The organism is Sphingomonas profundi, assembly GCF_009739515.1.
GTDB lineage: Bacteria > Pseudomonadota > Alphaproteobacteria > Sphingomonadales > Sphingomonadaceae > Alterirhizorhabdus > Alterirhizorhabdus profundi.
In genome coordinates this window covers 1,030,316-1,046,354 of the sequence record NZ_CP046535.1, presented here as the reverse complement: position 1 = coordinate 1,046,354, position 16,039 = coordinate 1,030,316, and the positions used below count along the sequence as shown (strand labels likewise).

The 16,039-nt window shown below is 69.9% G+C and carries 11 protein-coding genes; 7 read left to right on the top strand and 4 right to left on the bottom strand.

Annotation, left to right across the window (positions count from 1 at the left end; translation table 11 throughout):
- The first annotated feature begins 76 nt into the window (after positions 1-76).
- Complete coding sequence (locus GNT64_RS04890; RefSeq protein WP_156678490.1) at positions 77-568, top strand: VOC family protein; 492 nt, start codon at positions 77-79, stop codon at positions 566-568.
- Between the two features lie 199 nt (positions 569-767).
- Here GNT64_RS04890 and GNT64_RS04885 read toward each other — a convergent pair whose 3' ends face one another.
- The 3 genes from GNT64_RS04885 to GNT64_RS04875 all read right to left on the bottom strand — a co-directional run bounded on the left by GNT64_RS04885 (position 768) and on the right by GNT64_RS04875 (position 5,589).
- Complete coding sequence (locus tag GNT64_RS04885) at positions 768-1,658, bottom strand: copper resistance protein B (RefSeq protein WP_338420410.1); 891 nt, start codon at positions 1,656-1,658, stop codon at positions 768-770.
- Positions 1,655-3,406: a copper resistance system multicopper oxidase gene (locus tag GNT64_RS04880; protein ID WP_156678489.1), complete on the bottom strand. Its 1,752-nt coding sequence runs from the start codon at positions 3,404-3,406 to the stop codon at positions 1,655-1,657. Before GNT64_RS04880 ends, GNT64_RS04885 begins: the two co-directional genes overlap by 4 nt.
- A 110-nt stretch (positions 3,407-3,516) precedes the next feature.
- Positions 3,517-5,589, bottom strand: coding sequence for a TonB-dependent receptor (locus GNT64_RS04875; protein WP_231639272.1), 2,073 nt, complete (start codon positions 5,587-5,589; stop codon positions 3,517-3,519).
- A gap of 133 nt (positions 5,590-5,722) precedes the next feature.
- Here GNT64_RS04875 and nikR point away from each other — a divergent pair, with 133 nt between their 5' ends.
- On the top strand, positions 5,723-6,193 hold the full coding sequence (nikR, locus tag GNT64_RS04870; protein WP_156678488.1) for a nickel-responsive transcriptional regulator NikR: 471 nt from the start codon (positions 5,723-5,725) through the stop codon (positions 6,191-6,193).
- Between the two features lie 259 nt (positions 6,194-6,452).
- On the opposite strand, the gene GNT64_RS04865 is transcribed toward nikR, so the two are convergent.
- Complete coding sequence (locus GNT64_RS04865; protein ID WP_156678487.1) at positions 6,453-8,684, bottom strand: putative bifunctional diguanylate cyclase/phosphodiesterase; 2,232 nt, start codon at positions 8,682-8,684, stop codon at positions 6,453-6,455.
- A 100-nt stretch (positions 8,685-8,784) separates the two neighbouring features.
- Between GNT64_RS04865 and GNT64_RS04860 the strand changes: the two genes are divergently transcribed.
- From GNT64_RS04860 to GNT64_RS04840, 5 genes are all read left to right on the top strand, one after another.
- Positions 8,785-9,480, top strand: coding sequence for a TorF family putative porin (locus GNT64_RS04860; RefSeq protein ID WP_156678486.1), 696 nt, complete (start codon positions 8,785-8,787; stop codon positions 9,478-9,480).
- A 208-nt stretch (positions 9,481-9,688) separates the two neighbouring features.
- The gene (locus GNT64_RS04855) at positions 9,689-11,977 is read left to right on the top strand and encodes a bifunctional diguanylate cyclase/phosphodiesterase (RefSeq protein ID WP_156678485.1); all 2,289 of its coding nucleotides are present in this window, start codon (positions 9,689-9,691) and stop codon (positions 11,975-11,977) included.
- A complete protein-coding gene (locus GNT64_RS04850; protein WP_156678484.1) occupies positions 11,974-14,289 on the top strand; it encodes a TonB-dependent receptor in 2,316 nt (771 codons plus the stop codon). The genes GNT64_RS04855 and GNT64_RS04850 overlap by 4 nt, the downstream gene beginning before the upstream one ends.
- Before the next feature lie 38 nt (positions 14,290-14,327).
- On the top strand, positions 14,328-15,152 hold the full coding sequence (locus GNT64_RS04845) for a CmcJ/NvfI family oxidoreductase (RefSeq protein ID WP_156678483.1): 825 nt from the start codon (positions 14,328-14,330) through the stop codon (positions 15,150-15,152).
- 13 nt (positions 15,153-15,165) lie between these two features.
- Positions 15,166-16,032 carry a DMT family transporter gene (locus tag GNT64_RS04840; RefSeq protein WP_156678482.1) on the top strand — a complete coding sequence of 289 codons (867 nt, stop codon included), beginning with the start codon at positions 15,166-15,168 and terminating at the stop codon, positions 16,030-16,032.
- Positions 16,033-16,039 lie beyond the last annotated feature (7 nt).

The following is a 16,039-nucleotide window of genomic DNA, read 5'->3' as shown; positions in this document are numbered from 1 at the left end:
CGTGGGCCGTACGGCGGCGTGGCAGCGCCGGCGATATCCCGTATCCTCGGCCGTAACGAGCAAGGAGGAAGGACCGATGGCCGCACCCAAGATCATGGCCTGCCTGTGGTACGATCATGGCGAGGCACGCAACGCCGCCGATTTCTACGCCAGCATCTTTCCGGACAGCCATGTCGGCCCGGCGCTGGCCGCGCCCGCCGACTTCCCCGGCGGCGAGGCGGGAACGGAGCTGACGGTGGAGTTCACCGTTTTCGGCATGCCCTTCCTCGGGCTGAACGGCGGCACGGCGTTCCGGCCGAACGAGGCGGTCTCATTCCAGATCGCCACCGACGACCAGGCCGAGACGGATCGCTACTGGAACGCGATCGTCGACAATGGCGGCGTCGCGAGCGCCTGCGGCTGGTGCAAGGATCGCTGGGGCCATTCCTGGCAGATCACGCCCCGGCAGCTGACGGACGCGATGGCCGATCCCGATCGCGCCGTGGCCAAGCGCGTGATGGAAGCGATGATGACGATGGGCAAGATCGACGTCGCCGCGATCGAGGCGGCGCGGGACGGCACGTCGTAGGCGGGATCGACGTCCGTTCCCGCATCCGTCGTGAAGCCGCAGATCCCGTCACCCCGGACCCGTTCCGGGGCCCACCTGGCGGCCACGGACGGCGCAAGCTGCTCCAGCGATCCGCCCGAGCGCATCGTGGACCCCGGAACAGGTACGGGGTGACGAGCAAGCACGTCGCCATCTTCCCAGTGCTGGATGTCGATCCCGCCTAGAACCAGGCGCGCACGCCCATCACCAGCCGCGTGCCGCCGCGACCCTCGCCGCTCGCCGCCACCAGATCGCCCGTGCGGCCGAGCCACCGTTCCCAGCTGACGCCCACATAGGGGGCGAGTTCACGCCGCACCTCGTAGCGCAGGCGCAGATCGAGCGAGACTTCGGACAGGCCGTGGCCGATCCGGTCCTCCGGCACGTCCTGCGCCGCCGCTTCGAGCTCGACGCGCGGTTGCAGCACCAGCCGCTGGGTGATGCGCTGATCGTAATAGGCCTCGATCCGGCCGAGCAGATCGCCGGTGTTCGAGAGGAACAGCGCCCCCTCCACCTCGAACCAGTAGGGGGCGAGGCCCTCCACCCCCAGCGTGGCGTAGGTGTGCCTGGCGCCGGGCTGGAGATCCTGCCGAACGCCGGCCTGCACGTTCCAATAAGCGTCGATCGCGCGGCTGTAGAGCGCCTGCACCTCCGCCTCACTCGCCCTGCGGCCGACGCGTCCCTCGCCCTCGCTCTTGATCGTCAGGCGATCGAGGTCGCCGCCGATCCAGCCCTCGCCATCCCAGCGATAGCCCGCCCGGCCGCCGCGCGGCTGGACTTCGAGGATATTGAGCATCGCCTGCGACAGGATCATCCCACCATGCTCGCGGGCCAGCCGCGCCCGGCTCTCCGCCATCGCCTCGGCCGGCCAGTAGCGATCGTTCCACCGGTCCTCCGGCGGCGCGGGCGCCGACGCCGAACCCGGCCGGGCATCGGTGCCGATCGGGCGCGCCGGAGCCACCTCCACCGGCGCAGGCGGCGGCATCGTCATGCCCGGATGGTGGTCGTGATCCTGCGCCCGCGCGATCGACGCGACGGACGCCAGCGCCAGCGCCAGCAGCGGCCGCAGTCTCACCCGTCCGCCCAATCGCCGGCGGGCCGCACGCTCACCACACGCATCATGCCCGCATGCATGTGGTAGAGCATGTGGCAGTGGAACGCCCAGTCGCCGAGCGCGTCGGCGGTGAGATCGAAGCTGATCCTGCCGCCGGGCTGGACCAGCACGGTGTGCTTGCGTGGGCCGTGATCGCCTTTGCCTGTCACCAGCTCGAAGAAATGGCCGTGCAGGTGGATGGGGTGGCCCATCATCGTGTCGTTGATCAGCGTCACGCGCACCCGCTCGCCCTCGACGAAGGGAATCGGCTCGCGCGCGTCGCTCATCTTCACGCCGTCGAACGACCACATGTAGCGTTCCATGTTGCCGGTCAGGTGGATGTCGAGCGCGCGGGAGGGGGCGCGCACGTCCGGATTGGGCGCAAGGGCGACGAGATCGCGGTAGGTGAGCACGCGGTGGCCGGCCTCCGCCAGCCCCTGCCCCGGATCGCCGCTGCGGTCCGCCGCCATGGGCGAGATCGTCTGCACGCCCGGCCCGCGCGCCACCTGCGGCGCGTTGGCGAAGTCGCGCATCGCCATGTCCATCTGCATGTCCATGCCGGCCATGTGCTGGTGGTGGGCCATGTCGCCCATGCCGCCCATGCCCATGTCGCCCATGCCGCCCATCCCCATGTCCGTCATGGTCGCGAGCGGGCGCGATCGCAGCGGTGGCGCCGATGCGACGGCGCCGGACCGGGCGGCCAGCGTCGCCACCGCCATGCCGGAGCGATCGATCGCCTCCCCCACGATCGCGAACGGCCCCTCCGTGTCCGGCGTCACCACGACGTCGTAGGTCTCGGCCGGGCCGAACTGGAACTCGTCCACCGCCACCGGCCGCACGGCCTGCCCGTCCGCCTGCACCACCGTCATCACCAGGCCCGGGATGCGCACGTCGAAGGTGGTCATGGCGGAGGCGTTGATGAAGCGCAGCCGCACCCGCTCGCCGGGGCGGAAGGCGGCGCTCCACTGGTCCCGCGGGCCGTGGCCGTTGACCAGATAGGTATAGGCCGCACCCGTCACGTCGGCGATGTCGGTCGGGTCCATCCGCATCGCGCCCCAGCGGCGGCGCTCGCCCGCATCCTGGTCCCGCCCGCGAAGCTGGCCGGCGAGCGTCTGCTTCTGATAGTTGAAGTAGCCGGGCTGCTGCTTCAGCTTCCGGAAGATCGCATGGCCGTGCAGATCGCCATGATCCGACAGCAGGACGACATGCTCGCGATCACAGGCGACCGGATCGGCGCCGGCCGGATCGATGACGATCGGGCCGTAGAGCCCCATCTGCTCCTGCAGGCCCGAGTGGCTGTGATACCAGTAGGTGCCGGCCTGCCGGATCGGGAAGCGATATTCGAACGTGCCGCGCGCGGGGATGCCGGGGAAGGAGATGCCCGGCACCCCGTCGAACCGGCTCGGCACCAGCAGTCCGTGCCAGTGGAGCGAGGTCTCCTCGTCCAGCTGGTTGATCACCCGCAGCACGACGTCCTGCCCCTCGCGCAGGCGGATCAGCGGCGCGGGCACGCTGCCGTTGATGCCGATCGCGTGGCTCGGCCGCCCGCCGACCGTCAGCATCTGCCCGGCGATGCGCAGCTCGATCTCCCCGCCGGAGAGGATCGCGGGATCGCGTGGCAGGCCGTGGCCGTCATGCTGCGCCCAGGCCGGAGCGCCGCCGACGAGCGCACAGCCGGCCCCGGTGGCGGCGGCGCGGCGCAGGAAGTCACGACGGGAGACAGGCGGCATCGGCAGCGTTCCGGGCGGTCGGGCAAAAGGCCCGCGTCGCCAGATGCTTGCCGCCTGCGGCGCGCCGGGGCAAGCCGCCCGTGCCGCTCACCGGGCCGGGCGGCGCGCCCTCAGAGCCGGTAGCGCAGCGAGACGCGCAGCTGGCGCGGCTCCACCGGGTGGATGTGCCGGTCCTCCACCCCCTCGGCCGGCTCGCCGGGCAGGCGGGAGGCGTAGAAATAGCTGATGTCCGCATCGCGCGCGCCGAACAGGTTCAGCACGTCCGCGCCGATCTTGATCCGGCCGGCGGTATAATAGGTGCCGAGATTGACGAGCGTCGTCGGCGCCGATCGGGCGCTGCCATCCTCGATCAGCGGCGCGGCGCCGAAGTGGCGCAGGCGCAGCGAGGCGGTGAAGCCGCGCCCGACATCCAGCGCGGCGCCGGCCGAGACCACCTCGTCCACCGAATTGGGGATCCGGTTCTGCCCCGGCGCCACGTCGTGGAAGCGCGCGTGGGTGACGGCGCCGGAGGCATCGAGGGTCAGCCAGTCGGTCGGGCGCCAGAACAATGTCGCCTCCGCACCGTAGCGGCGGGTCGCGTCGTTGGGCTCTGTGCTGCCGCCATCGCCGACGAACACCAGCTCCGACCCGAGGCTCAGGCCGAAGGCCACCAGCGAGGCAGTGAAGCGCGGGAACTCGGCCCGCGCGCCCAGTTCGTAGCCGCGCGCCTTCACCAGCACCGGCACGCGATCCACCGGATCGCCCGTCACCGGATCGAAGCGGATGCTGGCGCCGCGCACGTCGTTGGAGTGGAAGCTCTCGCCGTAATTGGCGTAGAGTTCGAGGTGATCGGTCGCCCGCCAGGCGAGCGCCGCCTTGGGGCCGAGCATCCCGTCCGACCCTTTGCCGGAATTGGCCGCCAGCGTCTGCGCGCGCACGTCGTAGCCGTAGAGGTCGCCGCGCAGGCCGATCGTCAGGCGCAGGCGATCGGTGAGGGCGGCCGTGCCCTCCGCGTGGATGGCGCCCGAATATTCGTCCACCTTGTCCTGCCGCACGGTGCCGCTCGTCCGCCCGGCGATCGCGCTGTAGAGGCCGATCTTGCCGATATGATCCCACCGCCCCTCGCCACCGACGGTGAAGGTGACGGGCATGCCGCCGATCGTGGCGGGGATGCTGTGGCGGATCGATCCGCCGAACTGGCCGCGCTGGTCGCGCTGCTTGAACTCGTCGCCATTCACCGGATCGTTGAGGAAATAGGTGAAGTTGGAGGTGAGCCGAAAGCGATAATAGAGGCCGTAGAGGTTCAGCCGCGTCTCGCCGAGGGTGGCGTTGCCGGTGATCCCCACCCGCGTCGTGCGGCCGCCGAGCGCGGGATCGATATTGCCCCAGCGGCTGATGAGGCCGCTGTCGATCGCGCGCTGCGGCACCTGATCGGTGGCGTTCCAGGTGGCGTGATAGCCGGTGACGCCCACGTTCCAGCCGCGATCGGCGGTGCCGCGGCTGTATTTGACGAGGCCGTTGACCTTCTTCAGATCCTCGTCGAGATCCCAGGGGCCGTTCGATAGCGTGCCGTCCAGCGCGACCAGCAGGTCTCCGCCACCCGCCGCCGCGCTGCCGGCGGCCAGCGCGCGGTAGTAGCCGTAGCTGCCGGCGGTCGCCTCGATCATCGGCTCGGCGAGCCGGTCCACGGTGGAGAAGCTCACCGTGCCGGCGGCGGAGAAATCGCCCGCGTCGGCGAAGTACGGCCCCTTGCGATAGTCGATCCGCTCGACGAGTTCAGGGATCAGGAAGTTGAGATCGAGATAGCCCTGGCCGTGGCCGTGGGTGCGCATGTTGATCGGCACGCCATCGACGAAACCGGCGAAGTCCGTGCCGTGATCCAGGTTGAACCCGCGCAGGAAATACTGATTCGCCTTGCCGGTGCCGCTGTGCTGGGTGGCGATCACGCCCGGCACGTTCTCCACGAGCTCCCCCACCCGGCTCAGCGGCTTGTCCTCGAAATCGCGATAGCCCACCACGCCCTGCGAGCCCGAGGTGGCGATGCCGATCTGGGCGAGGGCGCGGCCGTAGACGACGATGTCCCTGCCGTGCGGGGATGCCATGTCGCCGGCCGCGACGGCCTGGGCGCGGGCGGGCATGGCCGGCGCCAGCGCGCCGGCGGCCGCGATGCCCGCCAGCAGCGTCATGCGGCGCGCGCCACGCACCCCGGATCGATCGGCCGATGCCACTGCTGCCCCCTTTATGCAGAATCCCCGGCGACTGCTTACATCAGGCCGGGGCTTTGCCGAGAGGTAAATTGACGTATGCTCGCCGCCACCCGGAAATAGCGGAGCCACGATGCAGCGGATCACCATCTCTGTGAGTGACGGCTTCAGTGCCGCGCTGGACGATATCCGGCGCGATCGCGGCTATCAGAGCCGGTCGGAAGCGGTGCGCGATCTGGTGCGCGACGGTATCGAGCGGTGGCGGGAGGAGCATGCCGATGCCGCCTTCTGCGTCGCCAATCTCTCCTACGTGTTCGATCGGCGGGTCCGCGCGCTGGCGCAGCGGCTGGCGGAGATGCAGCACGAGCATCACGATCTCGTCGCCGCCAGCACCGCCGTGCGGCTCGATCATTTCCACACGATGGAAAGCGTGATGCTGAAGGGCGCTACCGCCGCCGTGCGCGCCTTCGCCGATGGCGTGCGGGCTGAACGGGGCGTGCGCTCCGGCTCGGTCAACCTGCTGATGGTGGAGGCGAACGACCGGCACGATCATGCCGGCGACCACCAGCATCACGGCCACGCCCACCTTTCGCCCTCGCTCTAGGCGCAGGGTTAACCGCCGCCAACCATGTTCGGCAGCAACCCGGTAAGCTTTGCAGGCGATGTTGAGGGTGCGCCCCCGAATTCCGCGAAGCGCACCCTCCCCTCTTGACGAAGGGGACCGCGAGGTCCTGTACGCAACCTCGCGGTCCACCCTCTTCCCTAAGCGCAAGCTGCAAAGCTGTGCTGAACGGTCAGCCTCAATCGCCGGTTAACCTCATGCGGTTGCTGCCGAAATTCGACCGGCATCCGGGACGGGCGATCTAGCCCGGCGTCGCGCCGAGGGAAAAGCCGCGTCTGCCGGGCATGCCGTCCCGCTCCGGCGCGACCAGCCATTCCATCTCGTCGGCGGAAAGCGCGCGGCCCGTCAGGGCGCCCTGAAGCTCGTCGCAGCCCAGCCCGGCCAGATGGCCGCGCTGCTCCGGCGTCTCGACGCCCTCGGCGGAGACGCGCACGCCGGTCGCGCGGGCCAGGCCGACGATCGCGCGGATCATCGGGGCGCCGCCCTCGCCGGCATCGATCGCCTGCACGAACGAGCGATCGATCTTCACCCGATCCAGCGCGAACCGGCCGGCGGGGCCGATCGCGGTGAAACCCTTGCCGAACCCGTCCAGCGCGACCCGAACGCCGGCGGCGCGCAGCGCGGCGATGTTCGCCTGGCAGGCGGAGGCATGATCGATGAAGCGCGACTCGGCGATCTCCAGCTGCAATCGGGCAGGGGCGAACCCGGTCTCGGCGAGGATCGCGCACACCTGCCCGGCGAAGCGGCGCTTGCGCAGCTGCATGACGGAGACGTCGACGGCGAGGGTGGCGACCGGCCAGTCGCGCGCGCGGGTGCAGGCCTCGCGCAGCAGCCACTCGCCGATCGGCCCGATCAGTCCGCACTCCTCGGCGATCGGCACGAACGTCTCCGGTTGCACCACACCCTCCTGTGGGTGCATCCAGCGCAGCCGCGCCTCGACGCCGGTCAGCGTGCCGTCGGCGGCCGTGACGAGCGGCTGATAGTGCACGGCGAACTGCCCGCGATCGATAGCGCCGCGCATGTCCCGCTCCAGGCCGCGGCGGACGCGGATCGTCGAGCCCATCTCCTCGGCGAAGATGGTGAAGCGGCCGCGGCCCTGCGCCTTGGACTGGTAGAGCGCGATATCCGCCTTGCGGCTCAGCTCGATCCGCTCGACGCCGTGAAGCGGCGCGAAGGCGACGCCGATGCTGATGCCCACCTGCACCTTGACGCCGACGACGTCGAACGCCTCGTCGATCGCCTCGATGATCCGCAGGCACATGATCTCGGTATCGGCGGGCGATGCGATGGCGGTCTGGACGATGGCGAACTCGTCTCCACCCAGCCGCGCGACGGTGTCGCTCGCGCGGACGACGCCGCTCAGCCGGCGGCCGAGCTCGCGGATCAGCTCGTCGCCGGCCGGGTGGCCGTAGGTGTCGTTGACATGCTTGAAGCGATCGAGATCGAGGAACAGCAGCGCCGCCCGGCCCTCCCCGCGGCGCACGCGGGCCAGTTCCTGCGTCAGGCGATCGTCGAACAGGGCGCGGTTGGGCAGTCCCGTCAGCGTATCGTGGAAGGCCAGGTGCTCGGCCTGCGCCCGGCTGCTCTGAAGCTGCATGTTGCCGCGCCGGATCCGCATCATCAGCCACGCCAGGATCAGCCCGATCACCAGCAGGCCGATGGCCAGCGCCGGGCCCAGCTGCGCCAGCACGTTGGCGCCGGGCACGAACGGCCGCCAGACGACGAAGCCGAGCAACTGCCCGTCGCGCGTGCGCAGCGGCATCGCCGTCTCGCGCGGCGTGATCACGCCCGTGGCCGAGAAGCGGGCGCCGTCGAACCAATATTGGTCGGCGAGGCGGCGCAGGAAGCCGCCGTCGAGGAAGCGGATGCTGATGTGGAGATATTCCGTGCCCGGCGCCTGCCTGACCGCCGCCGTCTCCGGCACGATCGGCTTCACGCTGATGATCGCCGGCCGGCCCAGGACCATGCCGAGATCGGCGGCCCCGGCGCTGAGCGTGGACCTGTCGCGCGGCGCCCGGGCATACCGCAGATCGCCGCGCAGGGCGCGGATCAGCGGGCTGGCGACGGCGTCGATCTGCCCGAACGCGCCCGCCGCCACACGCCGCCCACCGCGCATCGCGTAGATCGGCCGATCCCGCGGATCGACGATGTAGACCTGGTCGTGCCCGTAATAGGTATTGAACCAGACGCCCAGGTTGGCATCCAGCCAGGTCGGATCGGGGGGCGTGCGGCGCAGCTGCTCGACCGCGTCGTTCCACACCGTCGAGGCCTCCTGATCGTGCGCCAGCCCGCGGATGCTGTCGCGCAGAACGACGGAGAACAGCGCGGACTGGCGCTGCGTCGCCACGCGATCGACGGCGTAGGTGGACCAGGCGAGCAGCGCCGCCAGGATCGCGGCGGTGACCGTCACCGTCAGCGCGACCGGCAGCACGACATGCGCCAGAAAGTGCCGTCTCGCCCGTTGACCCTGCACGCTGCCTACTCGGAAGTTCGCCGGGGATCATGACCGATCGGGCTTAACAAGCTGTTGTGGTGAACAATCTCGTTTTAACTCGATCGCGTCATAGGGAGGCATGGCCGCCCGCTCCTCCTTCCTCCTCGCCGCGCTCGGGATCGTGTGTCCGCTCGCATTGGGGATGATCCCGGTGGCGGCCGGCGCTGCGGACGTGTCGGGCAATCTCGCCCTCGTCTCGGACTATCGCTTCCGCGGCATCAGCTCGTCGAATCGGCACCCGGCGGTGCAGGGCGGCCTTGATGTCGGCCTGCCCGGCGGGTGGTTCGCCGGCGCCTGGGGATCGAGCATCGCGCGCTACGGCGGCGCGCACACCGAGGTGGATCTCTACGGCGGCAAATCGGGCACGGTGGCGGGCCTCACCTACAGCGTGACGGCCGCCGGCTACCTCTATCCCCGCGGATCGCGCGTCGATTTCGCCGAGCTGCAGGCGGAGGTCGCTCGCGTGATCGGTCCGGCGACGCTCACGATCGAGGGCGCCTACGCGCCGGTGCAGCATAATGTGGCGGTCGCGAACACGTATGTCGGCGCGCGCGCCGAGGTTGCCGTCGGCGATACGCCGCTGCGCCTGCGGCTGCGCGGCGGCTATGAGGAAGGCTTCTACGAGGGCAAGACGGACTGGGAGGCGGGCCTCAGCTACGGCAGCGGCCGGCTCTCCGCCTCCGTCTCCGTCGTCGGCACGGAGCATGTATCGTCGCGTGAGGCGGGCAAGCTGGGCCGCACCGGCTTAACCTTCGCGCTCGCGACCGTATTCTAGACCATGGGGCAATTTACCAGGCATGGCCGTCGGTGGCCGACGGCGGCTGCATCGCCGGTCCGGCCCAGCCGACGCCTCGGCCACACACACTCTCCTAATTTAAACTCAGTCATCTTGCTGAACGCGGCAGTAACCATCTTGTCAAAGGGTGCTGCAAGGTCCGGCGACTATCAGTGCATCGTAACCGATGCCAGAGGACTGACAAGTCGTGGTTAAGCTTTCCTCGGTCGTCCGCGACGTCCGTCACGGAAAGCCGATAGTCATCGTCGCGGCGATCGTGCTCGCGCTGGCGCTTGGCGGCATCGTCGCCATCGCGCTCGCGGGGCTGTCGATGAACCGCGACGCCGTCTCCACCCAGACGCAGCTCGTCGACAACGCGCTGAGCCAGGACGTAGTCGATGCGCTGAGCGGCGTCCAGACCGTCGCCTTCTGGGATACGACCGTGCAGAAGCTGCAGGGCGGCAAGCGCGACGAGCAGTGGCTCGACTACGAGATCGGCGAGTATCTCACCAAGGTCTACGGCCACGACGCCATCTGGATCCTCGATCCGCAGAACCGGCCGATCTACGGCTATTCCGCCGGCCACCGCATCCCGGCCGCCTCGCTCGGCGGCTACTCGCGCGATCTTGGCGAACTCGTGCGGATCGTGCGCAGCGGCAACGAGGACGGCCGGCGCCAGCGCGACGACGCGTTCACCAGCAACCAGCAGCGATATTCGCAGATCTCGCGCGATGGCGCGCAGGGCCGCTGGACGTCGCACATCGTCGAGAATTTCGGTCAGGCGGTGATCCTCACGGTGATGACGGTGGTGCCCGTGACCGACCAGCGCCTGATGCGCGGCCGGCCCTATCTGATCGTCAGCGCGGTGCGCATCGGCGACCGGCAGCTGCGCAACATCGCCAATTCGCTGCTGATCCGCGATCTGCGCGCGACGCCGCTCTCGGCACCGATCACGTCCACCGCGCAATATGTCGTCACGACGGACAAGGGCCAGCCGATCCAGCGCTACCAGTGGACTGCGCGCGAGCCCGGCCGCTCGCTGCTCCACTATGTGCTGCCGCTGTTCGTCGTCATCACCATGATCTCGGCGGTCTTGCTGTTCCTCACGCTCCGGCGGATGCAGCGGATGACGCGGTCGCTCGTCGACAAGGAGCAGGAGGCGAGCTTTCTCGCCAACTACGATCCGCTCTCGGCGCTGCCCAACCGCCGCCTGTTCGCGCAACGGCTCGATGCCGCGCTGGCGCCGGCGCTGATCGAGCAGAACCGCACGCTGCTGGCCTTCTGCGATCTCGATAACTTCAAGACGATCAACGATACGCTGGGCCACGAGCTGGGCGACGTGCTGATCAAGGAGGTCGCCCGCCGCCTGCGTGAGGGCTTCCCGGACTGCGTGCTCGTCTCGCGCTTCGGCGGCGACGAGTTCGCGCTGATGCACTCCGAGAAGTGGCTCTCGGTGCAGGAGTTCGGCGAGCGCATCCAGAAGGCGTTCGACGAGCCGTTCGATCTCGGCGGCACGCCCACGCGCATCGGCCTGTCGGTCGGCATCTCGATCGCGCCCGATCACAGCCGCGACGCCACCGATCTGATGCGCAATGCCGACATCGCGCTCTACGACGCAAAGGACGCCGGGCGCGCCCGCTGCACCGTCTACCACCGCGGCATGCGGGACCAGATCTTCGTGCGCAAGGAGCGCGAGTCGCGCATCCTGAGCATGCTGGAGGCCGACCGCTTCGAGCTGCACTACCAGCCGATCGTCGATATCCGGGCGGCGCGAGTCTCCGGCATGGAGGCGCTGCTGCGCTGGCCGTCCGACGATCCTATGCCGATGCACCCGGGCGAGTTCATCCCGATCGCCGAGAGCGCCGGGATCATGCTGAAGCTGGGCGACTGGGTGATCCGCCGCGCCTTCAGCGATTCGCTGCGCTGGCCGGATCTGTGGATATCGATCAACCTCTCGCCACTACAGATCAAGGCGCCGGGCCTGCTCGATGCGCTGGCCCGCCACCTGCGCGCCAGCGGCGCCGATCCCACCCGCATCGTGTTCGAGATCACCGAGGGCCTGCTGCTCGATTCCACCGAGAGCGTGCGCAAGGTGCTGCACGGCATCAGCGCGATGGGCTTCAAGATGAGCCTCGACGATTTCGGCACCGGCTATTCCAGCCTCAGCTACCTTCAGGAGTTCACCTTCGACAAGCTGAAGATCGATCGCAGCTTCATCTGCGACGGCAAGCTGGAGGAGCAGCGCTCCGCCTCGCTGGTGAAGGCGGTGATCGATGTCGGCCGCGCGCTCGGCATCGAGGTGGTGGCCGAAGGGGTCGAGCATCTGCGCGAGGCGCTGATCCTGAAGATGCTGGGCTGCGACCAGATCCAGGGCTGGCTGTACGGCCGCGCCCTGCCGCCGGCGAAGGCGACTGAGCATCTCCGCGCACTCGCCGCGACGCTGGCCGAGACGCCGGCCAGCGCCCCCGCCCCCGCCCTGCGGCTGGCGATCAAATGACGGCCGGCACCCGATGCGCGATCACGGGCGCGTGCCCGCGGCGCATCCTCGTCGCGGCGCTCGGCATCCTGGCGCAGCCGCTGGCCGCGCAGGCTCTCGTCGATCAGGCCGGCGGCGATCAGGCGGGCGACATCATCGTCACCGCGCAGAAGCGCCCGGAACGGCTGCTCGACGTGCCGGCGGCGATCACCGTGACGTCCGGTGCGGCGATGGAGGGGGCCGATCTGTCCGATGCCAAGGCGGCGATCCGCTTCACTCCCGGCTTCTCGGGCTTCGCCGACAATAATTTCGTCGACGGCATCACCATCCGCGGCATCGCCTCCAACGATTACGGCATCGGCGGCGATCCCTCGATCGGCGTGTTCCGCGACGGCATCCACCAGGGGCGCACCGGCACCGCGATCACGACCGCCTACGATATCGAGCGGATCGAGGCGCTGCGCGGGCCGCAGCTGTTCCTGTTCGGCCGCAACGCCATCTCCGGCGCGCTCGCCATCGTCACCGTCGCGCCCGATCCCGATGCGTCGTCGGGCTACGCCATGGGCCGCTTCGGCACGCGCGACCGGGTGGAGGTGCAGGGCGCCTACAACGCCGCGCTCGGCGACGGATGGGCATTGCGCGTCGCCGCCGACCGCGAGACCGAGGACGGATCGACCGACAACGTCGCCTTCCCCGCTGCCGCCCCGCTCGGCGGGCGCGATGTCGCCGCCGTCCGCGCCTCGCTGCTCCATCGCGGCGAGACGACGACGGTGCGGCTCACCGGCGAGTATGAGGATCGCGAGATCGGCGGCACGCCGCACCGCGCCCGCGCCGGCGATGCCGAGGTGCTGGACCTGCTGCGCATCCTGGCGGCGGACCTGACGATCGGTGGCGGCCGCCGCGACGTGGACAGCGACGTGCCCCGCCTCACCGATCATTCCCGCGTCGGTTCGCTCACCCTGCGGATCGATCGACAGGCGGGCGGCTGGACGCTCACGTCGCTCACCGGCGTGCGCGCGCACCACTACCGCTATGTCGAGGATTATGACGGCACGCCGCTGACGATCGACACCTATCGCGCGCGCCAGCATGGCAGCTATGCCAGCCAGGAGTTCACCGCCACGTCCGATCCCGCCCGCGCGCTGCGCTGGAACCTTGGCGTATCCGGCTATCGCGAGCGCGTGAAGGGCCGCTTCACCAACGCCATCGCCGAGCCGATCGTGTGCCTGGCCTATGGCTATCCCGATTGCGACAGCTTCACCGCCGATTTTTACGGCAGCGCCTACACGCCATCGTCCGACGGCACGCTCGTCGACATCAACCGCGCGCGCGGCGCCAACCGCGGCGTATCGGCCTATGGTGCGATCGACTGGAGCGCCACCGCCACGCTCACGATCGGCGCCGGGGCGCGCTGGACGCACGATCGCAAGCGCTTCGATCTGGACGTGCCGCCGGTCGCCAGCTCGCTCGGCAACGTCTTCCTCTCGACCTACTTCACCGACGGCTACGTCCGCGCCGCGAGGAGCTGGGACGGCCTCTCGCCACGGCTCTACGCGCGCTGGCAGCCGAACCGGGCCTGGACGGTCTACGCCAGCGCCACCAAGGGCACCAAGGCCGGCGGCTTCGGCACGTTCAGCCTGATCGGGCCGGCGCCGCTCGACGATCACGGCCTCGTCCCCGCCGGCACCCGGCCGGACGATTATGGCGAGGAGAGCATCCGCAGCGTGGAACTGGGGGTGAAGGGCCGGCTGCCCGCCGGCCTCGGCACCGCTGCGATCACCGGCTTCCACTATGTCTACAAGGATCTGCAGGCGAACATCTTCGATCCGGACCTGCGCAGCACGCAGGTGGTGAATATCGGCCGCGTGCGCGGCACCGGGGTGGAGGCGGAGGCCGCGCTGACCCTGGGCGCCCACATCGATCTCACGATCGAGGGCGCATGGGTGCATACGCGCAAAACCGGCGACCGCGACTGCGACGCGAGCGATTGCGGCGGCCTCGGCAATCCCACCCTCTCCGGCGGCGCGATCCTGCGCGTCCACGCGCCGGCCGGTGCGGGCGAGATATACGCGCAGGGCGAGGCCAGCTATGCCGGGCGGGCGCGCCGCTCGTTCGACGATCGTGGCTTCGGGCGGGTGCCGCCATGCGGGCGCGGCGATGCCCGCGCGGGCTATGCCGCCGATGCCGGGTGGCGCATCGAAGGCTATGTCCGCAACGTGACGAACGCGGTCTGCTACGCCGGCGCCGACAATGGCGGCGGCACGTCGCCGGCGACCTTGTGGGGGCCGATCCTCGCGCGCACGGCGGGCCTGACGGTTAGCCAGCGCTTCTGAGCCTCGCCTTCCGCAAGCGGCCCCGCTAGAAGGCCGCCATGGCGGACGGCGACACCAGGGCGATGCTGCGCTTCCTCGGCGACACGCCGGGCGAGGCGCTCTACCACACCAGCATGCCCGAACGATCCCGGCTGGACGAGGACGTTCGCGAGGTGGCGATCCACGATGCGCGGATGATCTCCGCCTCGATCGAACGCGAGGGGTTCGCGCTTCACCCGCACCCGCTGCCGGCGATCGACTTCATGGACGAGGCGCAGCGCAACGGCCCCTATCTGGCCGCGGTGCAGACAAGGATCGCGGCCGCGCTGGGCGCCGATCGCGTGATCTGCGACCTCAGCGTCATGCGCCTGCCCGGCGGCGCCACCACCCAGATCCCGCTGATGCACGTCCATTCCGACTTCACCGCGGAAACCGCGCGGATGCTGATGGCCGACAGCCGCGACCGCGCGATCGAGGATCCGGCGCAGGCGGATGCGGATCATGCGCGGATCATGGCGACGCGCTGGTCCCGCACGCTGTGCATCCACGCCTGGCGCGTCCTCTCGCCGCCGCCGCACGACAGGCCGCTGGCCGTGTGCGACGTGCGCAGCGTGGCGCCGGAGGATGTGCGCGCGGGCGAGTTCATCGAGGATTATGGCGAGAACGGCACCTACCGCGCCGAGCTTCGCCTGCTCCGCCACGCGCCAAAGCAGGCATGGTGGAGCTATCGCGACATGGTGCCGGACGAGCTGCTGCTGTTCCTCGGCCACGATTATGCCGGGCGCGACGGCTGCTTCCACGCCGCCTTCCACGATCCCGCCTGCCCGCCGGGCACGCCCGGCCGCGCGAGCATAGAGACGCGGACGTTCGCCTTCTTCGCATGATCGGTTGCGCGCAATGATCTTCGGCCTGCTGACCGCCTTCTTCTGGGGGGCGGCGGATTTCCTCATCAAGCTGCTCGGCGACAGGCTGTCGCTGAAGGGCTCGATCGTGTGGACGCAGGGCGCCGCCTCGCTGATCGTGCTCTGCGCGATCCTGGCCGAAGGGCGGCTGCCATGGGCCACGCTGGATGCCGGGGTTGCGCCGATGCTGGTCGCCGCCGCGCTGTCCAACGCGGTCGGCCTCGGCCTGCTCTACGCCGCCTTCCAGAACGGCCGGGTCGCCGTGGTCGCGCCGCTGATCGGATCCTATGCGATAGTCGCCACCGCCATCGGCCTCGCCACCGGCACCGAGGCGGTGTCGCTGCCGCTGCTGCTCATTCTCGGCCTCATCAGCCTCGGCGCGCTGCTGGTGATGCTGGAGAGCGGCGGCGCGCGCGGGCTGCGGCCGCGCGCCGGCGCCGCCGCCGCGATCGGCAGCGCGCTGGCGAGCGGCCTCTCCATCTGGCTGGCCGCCACCTACGTGCTGCCGAGCGTGCCGGTGTTCGACGTGCTGCTGAGCAATTTCCTGCTGCTGGGCCTCTGCGCCCTGCTGTGGCCGACGCAGACGCGGCTGGCCGCGCCGGAGGGCGGGCGCACCTGGCTGATCGTGCTGGGCATCGCGATCGGCTGCGTCGCCGGCTACGGCTGCTACAATAGCGGGCTGCGCCAGGGCGGCATCGCCGTGGTCAGCGTGGTCGCCACCCTCTCCAGCGCCGTCACGATGCTGCTGGCGAGCGTGGTGATGAAGGAGACGGTGCACGGCGTGCAGCGCATCGGCCTCGCCATCGTCATCCTCGGCCTGCCCGTGCTCGCCGCGCTGCGGGAGATCGGCGTGCGGACCTGACCGCGCG

Coding starts and splice junctions, on each gene's coding strand:
- GNT64_RS04890 (WP_156678490.1), top strand. CDS start 77: ATGGCCGCACCCAAGATCATGGCCTGCCTGTGGTACGATCATGGCGAG.
- GNT64_RS04880 (WP_156678489.1), bottom strand. CDS start 3,406: ATGCCGCCTGTCTCCCGTCGTGACTTCCTGCGCCGCGCCGCCGCCACC.
- nikR (WP_156678488.1), top strand. CDS start 5,723: ATGCAGCGGATCACCATCTCTGTGAGTGACGGCTTCAGTGCCGCGCTG.
- GNT64_RS04860 (WP_156678486.1), top strand. CDS start 8,785: ATGGCCGCCCGCTCCTCCTTCCTCCTCGCCGCGCTCGGGATCGTGTGT.
- GNT64_RS04850 (WP_156678484.1), top strand. CDS start 11,974: ATGACGGCCGGCACCCGATGCGCGATCACGGGCGCGTGCCCGCGGCGC.
- GNT64_RS04845 (WP_156678483.1), top strand. CDS start 14,328: ATGGCGGACGGCGACACCAGGGCGATGCTGCGCTTCCTCGGCGACACG.
- GNT64_RS04840 (WP_156678482.1), top strand. CDS start 15,166: ATGATCTTCGGCCTGCTGACCGCCTTCTTCTGGGGGGCGGCGGATTTC.